Below are 11,747 nucleotides of genomic sequence, written 5' to 3' on the forward strand. Positions count from 1 at the left end.
TCCCGCGGCTGGGACTCCAACCACAATTCAAGGGCAGACAGGCGCGGTCGTGTCGCTTCCAGGACTTCCCAGAACCAATCAGGAACATGATCCGGTCCCATTTCGACTCCCGTGTCGACGGCTGCGGTACCCGCCCGACCGTACAGCGGGATGGAGTCCCCTGGACACTCCCAGACTTCACCGTCGGCGAATGGCGCTCTCCATCCGCGCAGTCACCGGATTACAGTCAGGCACTTACAGGACGAAGAGCCTCCACCTGACGCGGGGCGGTTCAAGTCGGGGCGCGGGGCGAGTACTGCTGTGGTCTTGTTGCTTCCCAGGCCGTGCACATTTTCCGGAATAGCAGCCGCTTGAAGGGTCCCGGAATCGATCGACTGCCGTATGAGACCGTGTTTGAGATCTCGCGTTGTGGTCGGGTAGCCGGAGACCAGCAATGGTCTCCGGCACCCGACCACACGCATTCACGAGAGAATCGTCTGGTGACTGTATCTATCGACCGTAGTCGGTCCCTTGAGGAGCTTGAACATGATCGCTGGCAGGCGCCCCCGCCTGACGCCACCCGTCTCATTGCGACGGCGCATGCCCTGCGGAGTCGGCCGGTCGGGACTCTGACCGTTGAGGACCTGCGCCTGCTGATCGGGCAGGACATTGGGCTGCCGGTGCTTCTTCCGCTCGCGGTGGAGGTGCTTCGTGACAACCCGCTGGCCGAAGGCGACATGTACGAGGGCGACCTGCTGCGCGCGGTCCTGACCAGGAACTCAGCTGTCTGGAGCGCTTATCCGGAACTTGCGAGGCAACTGACCTTCATCGTCGGCGGCCTCTCCGAGCTCTCGCCAGACCTGCGGAGCAAGGTCGAGCGGTTCGTAGGCGCCGTCCAGAATTCCTGACGCGTCGCAGGTGCCTGTCGTCTACTACGGGGCTGTCCACCGAAGACGCCGTGGGGCGCTGTCATGTTGTTGGGTGCGTGAGTGTCTGATGGCGCGTCGGGGCGTGGTGGGCTTGCGCTTCGGGCTTGTGGTCAGGCCGTGGTGGGCCGGCCGGCAGCGCCGGTGATCTGGTCCCAGATCGCGAAGCGGACGGTCATCTCGGCTCGGTGGCCGACGGCGGCGCAGTCCGTTCGCGTAGGCCTGGCCGAACTTCATACACCAGCGGCGGACCGTCTCGTAGGAGACGATCACACCGCGCTCGAGCATCAGATCCTCCACCTCGCGGAACGACAGCGGGAAGCGGAAGTACAGCCACACAGTGGGAGATCACCTCGACCGGGTACCGGTGCCCCCTGTACGACGGCGCACTGTCCACGGACGGTCCCCCTCCACCATGACCACCCCGGAGATCATCCCACCCGGTCAGCCAACGTGACAGCACCATCGGATGGCGTGATGCCAGATCGTGTCGGCCGTGTCATTGCCCGGAGGGGGAAAATGCACTCTGCGCGACTGAACGGCGAGGGCGTTGTCAGGTTGATTGGTGGCCTTCTCAGGCGGCGTGATCATCCGTCTGGTCGAATCGCTGGAGGGGCTGTCCGTGGTGACGCCGTCGTACCGGGGTTTCCGCTTCCTTTCGGAGGTCATCTCCCACTGCGTGTGGCTGTACCACCGCTTCAACCTGAGCCTGCGCGACATCGAGGAGCTGATGCTCGAGCGCGGCATCGAGGTCAGCCACGAGACAGTCCACCAGTGGACGCGCTGGTTCGGCCCGGCTTATGCCGCTGCTCTACGTCGGCGCCGTCCGGGGCCTGGTGACAAGTGGCACTTGGACGAGGTGTTCGTCAAAATCAACGGCGTGCAGCGGTAGCTGTGGCGGGCCGTGGACCAGCACGGGAACGTGCTCGACATCCTGCTGCAGAACCGGCGGGACGAGGCCGCGGCCAGGCGTTTCTTCCGGAAGCTGATGAAGAAGACCCGGTTGGTGCCCGGGGTGATCGTCACCGACAAGCTCCGCTCCTACGGCGCCGCCCACTGCCACGAGATGCCGTCGGCCGAACACCGCTCGCACAAGGGCCTGAACAACCGGGCCGAGAACTCCCACCAGCCGACGAGGCAACGCGAGCGCGCGATGAAAGGCTTCCGATCGGTGGGTGCCGCACAACGGTTCCTGGCCGCGTTCAGCGGCATCTCACCCCACTTCCGACCCCGCCGTCACCTCCTCACCGCCCCGAACTACCGCGCCGAGATGATCATCCGCTTCGCGATCTGGGACCAGATCACCGGCACGTCGCCAGCCTGCCCGCCGTAGCCTGAGCCGCTGTCACCACCGAAGCCGAAACGCGTCGAACCGGCTCACACCCTCGAGCACTCGCTCAACCTGACAAAGCCGCTGTTGGGGATTGCGTCCCGGCGGTCGGGGTCGAAGGGACGGCGGGTGACCTCCGACACCAGGGCGTCCAGCCAGGCGGCGAAGGAGAGTGCGGCCGGGGTGGTGAAGGCGTTCTCTGTCCACTCCCCCGTGTCGACATACTTGGCGAGGTCGCACTCGTAGTCGTTGGACTCCCGCAGGATCGGCAACTCCCCGCTCTGCCGGGGGAGATCACCGTCGGTGCAGAAGCACCACCGTGATGCCTCCACGTTGTAGCCCGCCGTGGCGAACGCCACCAGGAACGTCGTATGGATCTCGCGGTCGTCGCCCAGCGTCGTTCCGCCGACCGTGAAGGACTGTCCACGGGCCACTTCCTGCGGCGAGAAGATGTTGACCGGTTCGTAGACCGACCAGTCGCGGCCCTCCTCCTGGTACTCGATCCGGGCGAACGAGCAGATCCGCAGGAACTCCCGGTATCCGGCGGGGATGGGGAAGTCGGCCGGCCGGAACGGCACCGTCAGCCACCACGGGTAGTCCTTCTCCAGCACATAGGGCAGTGCGTCGATCCGGCGGTCGTCCAGCGGCGGCCCGAGCGCAAGCCGCACGCCGCCCTCCTGACCGGCACACCACGCTTGCAGCCGGTCCACACTGTCCCTGATGGCCACGTGCGTGCTTTCCCTGGAGAGGTACTGGGAGTTCTGGCGTCCCGGTCACGCCGATGACGCTAATTGCCGGTGGACCTGCACAGCCCGGCTTCAGTACCGCATTGAGGGTTTCTACGGATGCCCGCGCGGGACGGCGCGTGTGAAGCTCTTTCTAGAGCCGCCGAGAGCGCTCCCGGTCACCTGCCTGCCGCCGCCGCAACCAACCGGACGGCCTCGGCTCGCAATGGGCCGGTAGCCTGCGGTTCGCGTCTTCGCCGCTCGCACCCCCGCTGGTGCGGGTGCCCCCGACGGACGGGCCACACCGGCCCGTTCCCTGACCGCAGACAAGGCGAACGTCATGGCACACAACAAGAACGGCGACACCCCGCTGCCCATCGACATGGCCGCGATCCGGCGGACCGTCGAGGTGATGCGGGCCGAACGGGCCGCCACGTTGGAGGCCGACGACAGCGGCTGGCTCGCCGGTCTCGTGGAGTGTGACCTCGACAGCTACCAGGAGTTCGTCGCCCAGCTGCGTGTCACCCTCGACCCCGACCTGCTCGGGTACGTCCCGGAGATGTGCGCCAAGACTCTCGGCGACACCGGAACGACCCGCACCCTGATCGGCGACCAGCAAGTGGACACCCCGTTCTTCCACCACGGCGACCTGGTGGTCAAGGGAGACCTGGGCGTGGGCGCGCCCTTCGTGGTCACCGGATCGGTGACGGTCGAAGGTGTGATGGGGGACTGCGCCCCCTACTCGGTGGTGGCGATCGGCGGCGCGGTGAAGGCTCGGGGGGTCCTCACCAGCGGCGAGATGCTGGTCATGGGCGACATCGAGGCCGACGTCGTCTACGGCGACTACAACGACAGCACGCTTCACGCTGGCACCATCCGCGCCCGCCTGGTCATCGAGGACGACCACCAGACGATCGCGACCGTGAAGGCGGACCTCTACTTCGACGTGGACGACTACCAGGGGGGATACGGGGACGGCGTGCAGGAGCAGCTGCGCGCGTTCCTGGTGGACGAGGTCTTCGCCGCCGACGAGGACGCCGACGAGGACGAGGACGAGGAGATGTTCGACTCCGGCCTGCTCTTCGCGCGGCTGTGCGAGGGCCTGCCCGTCTTCCGCGCCGACGCGGCTCCCGAGGGGCGCTGAGGCCCGCTGGTCGAGCTCGCCCGCTGAAGAGTGAGCTGGAACGGCATATCGCCGACCCCGGTTGCGGGGAGGACACGGACCCCGACGATGCGGCCGACCCGCACCGGCTGTTCGGCTACTCGCTGGAACACGACCTCTCCGACCGGTCCCCGTACAGCGCGGCCGATCTGGAGCTGAACTGGGTCCAGGCCGGCAGCCCCTACTCTTACGGTCTGATCGACGCGGAGGGGCGGTGGCGCATACCGATGGGCCAACGGTTCATCTGTGTGCGGCCGTTCCGCGACGGAACCGCCGAGGTGATCCTGAACACCGAGGGCAGCGACTCCATCGGCCCCTGGACGCGGATCGACACCGAGGGCCGGCCCGTCGGCCAGTAGCGGAGGCGCAAGGATGGGTGACTGGGGAATCGCGACATGGTGGGGCACCGGCTCCCCGCCACGGCTGCCCGACCGGCTCGGCGGGGACGACCGCTGGGCGGTGCGCCTGGGCAGGGTGGGCGACCGCGGCCTGTGGCAGATGGACACGCTCAGCAAGTGGGGTGTGCGTTCCCCCACCCTGAGGGGGCATTCCCAGGTGGTGGGTGTGCTTCCCGCAGCAGATGAGGTGTTCACACGGGGGCAGGGCCCGCTGGTCGCCGGGTTCAATTATCTGGTGGAGAGGGCGGTGCCGCGACGTACGGCTGGTCGCCGCGGGCAGGCCCCGGACCTGCTCGCCGGGGCGGCCGACCTGCTCGGCGCGGGTTCGGCAGCCGTCGTGGAGGACGAAGGCCACCCGATGCTGTGCTTGTCCCAGCCCGTGGTCGTACCCACCCCGGTGGTGGAGTGGCCGCTGGACCAGCTCCACCGTCAACCCGAGTCGGCCCGCGCGCTGTTCGAGGCGCTGGCGCTCGCGGCGCCGCGCGGCCCGCACATCACGCGATTCCTGATCGGGCTGTGGACGGCCGAGTACGGCTATCTGCACACCGGTGAGCTCACCCTCGACCTGTTGTCACACGCCTACGACTGCTCCGGCGCGGCGCAGATCGAACTGACCGGGATCCACCAGCGGCTGCACGGCGAAACCAGGTCCGGTCCCTGGGCCCACTCGAATTACTTCCAGTTCACCCCGGCTGCCACTCCGACACGGCCGTGGCCGCTGTCACCCGGACCGCGTGTCGGGAGCCACTGACCGGCCGGCACCCAGCGGCCTGCCGGCGTACACCTCGGCGCGGCCGAGGTACGCGACCGGTTCGCTGCTGACTTCCAGCACACGCTATGGGGACGATCGGACGTGCGTAAACGGTGGATCCTGCGCCAACGCAACGAGACGTCCGTACACGAGGTGTCCGACGCGCTCGCCTGGAACGTCGCGGTCAGCCTGGACCGGATCCTGCCCACCGAGATCCTGGGCCCGGCCGTCGAGGGCGCGGTGCCCAACAACTTCGCCGAGGCCGTCGAGCTGGACGGGGACGTCGCCGAGCCGGGCGAGGAGAAGGAGGAGGAGAAGGACTGGTGGCACCTCTACCTGACACCCCCGGTGGCGAAGATGCTCGACTGGTACATCCGCCACCACCCCAGCTCCGCCCACTGGTACATCGGCGAGGTCATGCGCGAGGCACGTACCCGATGGAACGTCCCGCCCAAGGAGACGCTCCGCACGCTCTGGCAGGCCCTCGCCCTCGACGGTGAGCTGACCGATGAGCAGCGCGCAACGTACTTCGCGCTCCTCTCGCCGCGCGAGGACATCGACTGATCCGTCCGCCGCCAGCAGGGGGCCGGAGCCAATGCCAGTGGTGCCGGCCCCCTTCGCGTGACTGTACCCATGGGCAACGGGCACCCGATGGTCCCTCGCATGTCCGTGCCGAACCAGCTGGGACTGCCGGCCACAGGCTCTGCCGCTCCACGGCAGCCTGGATCGACGGGTCCACAGTGGTGGTCTTCCTGGTGGCCTGATGCACTTCGAGGGCACGGCGGTAACCCGCCGACGCGATCTCCCGGGTTCGCACTGGCGCCTCGGTCATGGGCTCCGTCGGTAACATCCCGGCTGCCGCGCACCACGAACAGGGTCGGTGATGGTGAGCCTCCAGCCGACCCGGTGGGACGTTGTGCAGGAAGTACCTCCCAAGGCATTGCACTCTGTTGCTTGTCAGTGGCTACGCGTAGCGTCATTTGTATGGCTCACGGTGTGTTCCACAAGGAACTCGGCGAGATCAACCTGTCGGAGTTGGACCTCAACGACCCAGCTGATGCCAGGTTGTGGCGTCGGTTGTACGGCATCAAGGGCGGCAAGGCCCCGAAGGGGCACCTGGAGTGCCTCGATTGCCGGGAACGTGATCCGGGCTGCCCGCAGTGGATGTTCCTTCAAATGCGGCGGGGCAGGCCTATCGCCGTCCACTACACCACCGGTATTCGGCATCCCACCCGGCCGGAGAGCCCGCGGCACAAGGCCCTCAAGGAACGCATTGCCCGCGCTGCTGAGACTGCTGGCTTCTCCGCTGAACTGGAGTCCCGGGCACCGGACGGCCGGCGCCGCACCGACGTCCTCGTCCACGGTGACAACGGCCTGCGCCTCGGCTGCGAGATCCAGTTGTCCTACGAGACCGGCCCCTCCGTTTCTAAAAGAAGCGACATCGCCCGCGCCGACGGCCTGAGCCCGTTATGGACGACAGATGACCGCGGAGCACCCCTCATCGACCGCACCCCCTGGGCGCGCATCGACCACCTGCCCGAGGCGGCCATCTCCGGCGGCAATGCCCTCCTGGTCCGCGGCGGCGTCAAGAAACTTGAGATGGTGCGGTGCGACAGCAGCAATCCACTGCCCTGCCCCGACCGCAACTACGGCCGTTGCAACCAATGGCACGGTGCATGGTCCCCCACTCTTGGAATACACCTCGATCAGCTGATCGGTGCCACCGCCGGGGGCGCATACGTACCTCTCTATCTCCCTGCCCAGCCGGGCCGCCGTGGTCGGGCCGCCCACATGTGGGTGACCGCCCAGGACCGCAAAACCTTCCTCGACGCCACCGGCGAAAATCCGGCCGAACCTGAGCCCGGCGCTGTCGACGACGACGAACCCGCCACGCCCGAACGCCTGGCACTGAACCGCAACTGCACCTACACCGAGACGGAGAACGCGAAGACGAGGCGTGGCAGTACCCCCCGCGACACCGGCGGCAGCGTGCACGCCGGCATCACCGTCCGAGACCAGACCGCACCACCCGCCCCGCCCGAAAGCCGGCCCTCGACGTTCCTGTCCCACGTCGCGGCCCAGCACCGCGCCGCACCGCCGCCAACGGTCCCTCAGCAACGCAACCCCACCGCTCCTGCACCAGCGTCACCCGCCCCCTTCACACGGCCAAACAAGCCACCACAGCCGACATCTGCGCCCGCCGGGCAAACGCAATCGCTCTCGGCAGCGCCACCCGGACCAGTACAGCCGACACCGGCCCCACGGCAGGACCGCCGAATCCTCGCCGCGCAGATGGGTTGCCAGCCCGAGCAAGTTGGGCGCTGCGCCTCCTGCTATGAGCCCACCATTCGGTATGGCAACGGCGGCAATCCGCTGTGTCCACCGTGCAAGGGCCGTCGCCCTTCCTCCGTGACCGAAGGCACGGCCCAGGGCACTGCCTGAAGGTGCAATGCGCTTTCGAGCAGCACCCAAGCACACTAGGTTGTAAATGATTACCGCCGCGCCCAGAGCCACACCGGCGCACCGCAGTTCCGGGTGGACATACGGGCCTGGAGGTAGGCGGTCCAGTCGGCTGCCGCGCGGCGCCGCCACTGCTCGGCGGTGATGACGTGGAGTCCGAGCAGTGGGGCGAGGACGGCTGGCGGAAGGTCCTCGGCGAGTTGGACCAGTGCGGTAGTGCGGGCCGGTCGGATGGGGATGTGGTGGGCGGCCAGGCGCCGGGCGAGGACGGCGCCAGAGACGTGTCGTCCGGGGCCGTTGCCCGGGAAGAGCCAGCGGCGCGGTGAGTTTGCCGCCCAGCCGGACGGTGGCGGGGCAGCGGCTAGTTCGGCCAGGAGACGTGCGGCGGGTTCGGGCAGACGGATGGGGGTTTCGGCAAGGACGAGCACCGGGTGGCCGTCGACCTCGGTCAGGGCATTAAGGGGCAGGGCCGTGATGCGGGCGAGGTGCTGTCCGAACAGCAGCAGCACCGCGCCGGCGGCCCGGACGTCCAGGGGAATCGTGGTGTCGGTCAGGCACTGGTGAAGGAGCTCCCAGTGGGAGTCCTCGTCCATGCCAACGGGGTCGGCCTTGGGGCGGTGCCGGACGAGGAGCGGGCGGCTGTGACCGCGACGCGCGGCCCAGACCACGAAGTCGCGGACCTCGTAGCGGGTGCTCGGGCTGTCGGCGAGCCAGGCGTCGACATTGGGCTGGGTGACATCGGCGAGGGCGAGCCCCTGCTCCCGCATGGCCGTGAGGAAGGTCGCGGCGGTGTTGATCCGGGTGTAGGCCCAGCGGATGCGGTGCCTCTGACCCGCGGGTCGCGGGTGCGCGCGGCGGGCGCGGGGCAGGAGCGACCAGCGGACGTAAGGGGAGAGGAGCAGGGCGTGCTCGGGGTGGCGCTTCACGGTCCGGGTGAGGTGGCGCTCGATACGGGCCGCGAGTTCGTCCCGCTCGGGCAGCACCTGGTAGGTGACCAGGATGCCGCGCAGGTAGGCGGCACGGCGCCCTGTCCACAGGTCGGGGTGCTGGTCCACGAGCGCCTTGCCCCGAACGGTCTCTGCCTGCTCACGGCCGCCATGGGCCTGGAAATCGTGTGACTGAGCGCGCTACTCGGCCAGGCTGGCCAAGTAGCGCGCTCAGAGTTCTGCGCTGCGCACATCGCTCGCAGGGAGCGGACTTCAGAGCGGCGTTAGGTCAGCCAGCCCAGGGGATCGGACCTTGCTTGAGTGCAAGGAGTTCCGACTCCTGCGGGGTCGGCCACATGTCGACGAGGTACTGAAGTCCCCGGTCCGGCCAGTCCGGATGATGACGCTTCTGCGAGGGGAGGCGGTCCGCGCACGTCGCCTACCGCACGGCGACGTGATCCCCGGTCGACGACTTCGCCCCGGAGGTGGAGTTCCCGTAGAACGTCCACCGCCATGTCCCCGACCCGGTGGCCTTCACCGTGGTCTTGAGCGCCCCCGTTTTACTCGACGTCGCTTTCTTGACCGTCATATACGAGGAGGCGCCCGCCGCCTTGAACTGCAGGCTGACCGTTCGGCCCGCGTACCCCTGGTACGTGTGGGTGTCCCAGTTCGCGCGTGTGACCCGCCCGGTCACGGTGATCGTCTTCCCCTTCGCGACCGGCTCCGGCGAGGCGTTGACAGTGACGCGTGTGGCCCGCTTGACCTGCAACGGGAGGTCCTTGTCGTCAGTGTCGTGGGCGTCGCCGGCGAGAAAGACCCGAGCAGCAGTTCGCCAGGTGCCGGCGTCCTCGTTCCCGAAGTCATGGTTCTGCGGGTCGATGTACAGCCATTCCTCGAAGTCGCAGATTCCTTTCGCCCTGTCCACGACCTTGCAGTCGCTGGTGATGACGGAGCTGTGCAGGGTGTCCCCAGTGTCGGGCTTCCCCCGGTAGGGGAACACCGTCGGCCCGAAGTCGTATCTGAGCTTGGTCGTCATCCGGAAGACCGCATGCACCTCGACCTCCTCCTTGACCCCGATCACGATCGGCTTCCCGCCGTTCACCGAGACCCGGCTGAAGGAGACCCCGCCCTCCGCCGCCCCGGACGGCACCGCCGCCACCCCTGTGAACATGACCGCCGCTCCACCGGCCACCACCGCTCTCCACATCGTCTTCCCCATCTTCGAGCTCACCCTTTCCCCTGCAGCCTGGACCGAACGCATAGGCGCACCGGCCGGAGGTTCATCCTCGCGGCTGACTGTGGGACAGGAGAGGCCCGTACGCGGTTGTACGCGGTGCGGCAACGATTTGATCACCACGGCATCGCCCTGGCCCGGTTCCCGGGAGGGGGCCACCAGGTCTCGACGTGTTCGGCGTCTACGAGCACGTAAGGTGCCGGGGTCGTCGGCGACACCGATGCGGATGGGAGCGTCATCGGGCAGGTCTTTGATCGCTTCGCGGAGCTGCGCGGCGTTCCATGCCCGTGGGGCGTGGTCAAAGGTGTCGGCCATGGGCACAGGGTGCAGGACGGCGCTGGCGGTGACACGGCCGTACCCCGGGCCAGAGCGCTGATCCGGGGTACAGGGGGCTGGGGTGAAGAACCGATCACCGGGTGGCAAACCGAACCCAGCCGACGAACACCGTACCGGTCAGAGGAATGCCGTGGCCCAGGAATCTCGCGGGAGCGGGTCTTGCGCCGGACTTCTCTGCGGCCGTCAGCCTTGTTCCGTGCCGGTCGGGATCTCTTTCCGCCTCGGAGATGGTGGCCCCGCCGACGGGGGGCTTGGGTTCTAATAATCGTCGCAACACCTGACGTCCGGGTGGGCGATGACAAGCAAGATCAGCACTGCCGGGGGACGCCCTAACGGTAGGAGGGCGTCCCCCGAGGTGAAGCAGCGGTTTCTCGACCTGGTACACGAAGGTGTGAGCATCAGGGAAGCCAGCCGCGTCGTCGGGATCAACCGCAGGACAGGCCAAGAGTGGCTGAACGGCCGCGCCGAGCGTGTGACGGTCAGGGGCGGCAACAAGGCGATCCGCGCTGCGGTGCAACCAGTTGTCGGTGCTCCACGCACGTTCCCCCTCAACCCGCGCAGGGGCGAGCTGAAAGCCCCCGCGCTCCCCGTTTCGAGCCGGTACCTGTCCGAGGAGGAGCGCATCCGCATAGCTGACCTGCGGCGGGAAAAGAAGTCCATCCGGTCGATCGCGGCCGCACTGGGCCGCAGCCCGTCGACTGTCGGCCGTGAGATCCGACGCAACTGCAACCCCAACGTCAGGCCGACGCACCCCTCGTACTACAGGCCGTTCACCGCTCAGAAACGGGCAGAGTCACGGCGCCCGCGCCCCAAGACGAGACGAGTCGAAACTTGCCCATGGTCGCCGCGTCGACTGTCCCGTCGCACTGCAGTTGTCCGTTGATCTTGGCCTGAGCTGCCGGTTTGCCAGGATGGTTGCGCACGCCTCTCCTCGCGTTCTCAGCGAAGCTGGCTTTTGCGGAACGTCCAGAGGCATCGACGGCTCAGCAGAGGGCGATGCCGAGGAGGAGCGAAACCCCTTGGTGCCTGCGACGGAGTGGACCATGGTGTGGTGATGAGCACCGAAGTGGAACCGGTCGAGCACGAAGACCGATGGGTCCTTAACCTCCGAGGCTTGAGTGTCGTCAGGATCAGCATCGACTTTCGGCTGACCCTCGTCCTGGACGCAGGGTGGGAAGTCGTGCTGGAAGCACCAGCTCAGCTCTCGACAGGGTCACTCCACGCCAGTCCTGGCCTGCCTTTGACACCGGAGTCCCAGGACGTGGCTGCGGCTCTTCCACTGTTCGGGGCGACGGTCCTGTCCGCGGTTGTGTTCAAGTCCGGCGTCCTGCGAATGGTGTTCGACAGCGGCATGCATCTGACGTGTTCGGCCGACGCAACGTTCGAAGCCTGGCAGGTCGCAGAACCACGGGGTTGGGGGGCTTTCCCCTTGATCGTGGACACCGGTTGTCATGCGGCGGTGGCCAGCGTAGTTGATCGTTGTTCGTAGGCGATCGGGCTGATCTGGCCGAGGCGGGAGT

11 protein-coding genes and 3 pseudogenes are annotated in these 11,747 nt (G+C 67.6%); 9 read left to right on the forward strand and 5 right to left on the reverse strand.

All coding sequences use genetic code 11. The annotated features are described in order from the left end of the window. Positions 1-479: 479 nt before the first annotated feature. Positions 480-887, forward strand: coding sequence for a contact-dependent growth inhibition system immunity protein (locus IEZ15_RS42230; RefSeq protein WP_229846543.1), 408 nt, complete (start codon positions 480-482; stop codon positions 885-887). 195 nt (positions 888-1,082) lie between these two features. On the opposite strand, the pseudogene IEZ15_RS46100 reads toward IEZ15_RS42230, so the two are convergent. Further along, positions 1,083-1,244 (reverse strand): annotated as a pseudogene (locus IEZ15_RS46100) (IS6 family transposase); the annotation flags it as partial. A 277-nt stretch (positions 1,245-1,521) separates the two neighbouring features. Between IEZ15_RS46100 and IEZ15_RS42235 the strand changes: the two are divergent. Next, a pseudogene (locus IEZ15_RS42235) lies at positions 1,522-2,238 on the forward strand (IS6 family transposase). Positions 2,239-2,282: 44 nt separating this feature from the next. Here the strand turns inward: IEZ15_RS42235 and IEZ15_RS42240 are convergent. Continuing rightward, the gene (locus IEZ15_RS42240; RefSeq protein WP_189282252.1) at positions 2,283-2,903 is read right to left on the reverse strand and encodes a hypothetical protein; all 621 of its coding nucleotides are present in this window, start codon (positions 2,901-2,903) and stop codon (positions 2,283-2,285) included. A 397-nt stretch (positions 2,904-3,300) separates the two neighbouring features. On the opposite strand from IEZ15_RS42240, the gene IEZ15_RS42245 reads away from it, so the two are divergent. The 5 genes from IEZ15_RS42245 (at position 3,301) to IEZ15_RS42265 (ending at position 7,713) form a co-directional block, all read left to right on the forward strand. Then, the gene (locus tag IEZ15_RS42245; RefSeq protein ID WP_189282253.1) at positions 3,301-4,104 is read left to right on the forward strand and encodes a hypothetical protein; all 804 of its coding nucleotides are present in this window, start codon (positions 3,301-3,303) and stop codon (positions 4,102-4,104) included. Beyond that, on the forward strand, positions 4,053-4,481 hold the full coding sequence (locus IEZ15_RS42250; RefSeq protein WP_189282254.1) for a hypothetical protein: 429 nt from the start codon (positions 4,053-4,055) through the stop codon (positions 4,479-4,481). The genes IEZ15_RS42245 and IEZ15_RS42250 overlap by 52 nt, the downstream gene beginning before the upstream one ends. 13 nt (positions 4,482-4,494) lie before the next feature. After that, positions 4,495-5,271 (forward strand): hypothetical protein, encoded by a 777-nt coding sequence (locus tag IEZ15_RS42255; protein ID WP_189282255.1) that lies wholly within the window; start codon positions 4,495-4,497, stop codon positions 5,269-5,271. 102 nt (positions 5,272-5,373) lie between these two features. Further along, a complete protein-coding gene (locus tag IEZ15_RS42260; protein WP_189282256.1) occupies positions 5,374-5,835 on the forward strand; it encodes a hypothetical protein in 462 nt (153 codons plus the stop codon). 420 nt (positions 5,836-6,255) lie between these two features. Continuing rightward, positions 6,256-7,713, forward strand: coding sequence for a competence protein CoiA family protein (locus IEZ15_RS42265; RefSeq protein ID WP_189282257.1), 1,458 nt, complete (start codon positions 6,256-6,258; stop codon positions 7,711-7,713). A 50-nt stretch (positions 7,714-7,763) separates the two neighbouring features. On the opposite strand, the gene IEZ15_RS42270 is transcribed toward IEZ15_RS42265, so the two are convergent. From IEZ15_RS42270 to IEZ15_RS47570, 3 genes and pseudogenes are all read right to left on the reverse strand, one after another. Next, on the reverse strand, positions 7,764-8,786 hold the full coding sequence (locus IEZ15_RS42270) for a hypothetical protein (protein WP_189282258.1): 1,023 nt from the start codon (positions 8,784-8,786) through the stop codon (positions 7,764-7,766). Positions 8,787-9,096: 310 nt separating this feature from the next. After that, on the reverse strand, positions 9,097-9,876 hold the full coding sequence (locus tag IEZ15_RS42275) for a hypothetical protein (protein WP_189282259.1): 780 nt from the start codon (positions 9,874-9,876) through the stop codon (positions 9,097-9,099). A gap of 183 nt (positions 9,877-10,059) precedes the next feature. Next, positions 10,060-10,206 (reverse strand): annotated as a pseudogene (locus IEZ15_RS47570) (DUF6225 family protein); the annotation flags it as partial. 316 nt (positions 10,207-10,522) lie between these two features. Between IEZ15_RS47570 and IEZ15_RS42280 the strand changes: the two are divergent. Then, the gene (locus IEZ15_RS42280; RefSeq protein ID WP_229846544.1) at positions 10,523-11,110 is read left to right on the forward strand and encodes a helix-turn-helix domain-containing protein; all 588 of its coding nucleotides are present in this window, start codon (positions 10,523-10,525) and stop codon (positions 11,108-11,110) included. Between the two features lie 171 nt (positions 11,111-11,281). Continuing rightward, the gene (locus IEZ15_RS42285) at positions 11,282-11,716 is read left to right on the forward strand and encodes a DUF6188 family protein (RefSeq protein WP_189282260.1); all 435 of its coding nucleotides are present in this window, start codon (positions 11,282-11,284) and stop codon (positions 11,714-11,716) included. Positions 11,717-11,747: the final 31 nt, after the last annotated feature.

This window comes from Streptomyces atratus, assembly GCF_014648655.1.
Classification (GTDB): Bacteria; Actinomycetota; Actinomycetes; order Streptomycetales; family Streptomycetaceae; genus Streptomyces; species Streptomyces atratus.

What these genes read in the sequence shown, in the direction of transcription:
- IEZ15_RS42285 (WP_189282260.1), top strand. Translation starts at nt 11,282, where the DNA reads ATGAGCACCGAAGTGGAACCGGTCGAGCACGAAGACCGATGGGTCCTT.
- IEZ15_RS42245 (WP_189282253.1), top strand. Translation starts at nt 3,301, where the DNA reads ATGGCACACAACAAGAACGGCGACACCCCGCTGCCCATCGACATGGCC.
- IEZ15_RS42265 (WP_189282257.1), top strand. Translation starts at nt 6,256, where the DNA reads ATGGCTCACGGTGTGTTCCACAAGGAACTCGGCGAGATCAACCTGTCG.
- IEZ15_RS42280 (WP_229846544.1), top strand. Translation starts at nt 10,523, where the DNA reads ATGACAAGCAAGATCAGCACTGCCGGGGGACGCCCTAACGGTAGGAGG.
- IEZ15_RS42255 (WP_189282255.1), top strand. Translation starts at nt 4,495, where the DNA reads ATGGGTGACTGGGGAATCGCGACATGGTGGGGCACCGGCTCCCCGCCA.
- IEZ15_RS42275 (WP_189282259.1), bottom strand. Translation starts at nt 9,876, where the DNA reads ATGGGGAAGACGATGTGGAGAGCGGTGGTGGCCGGTGGAGCGGCGGTC.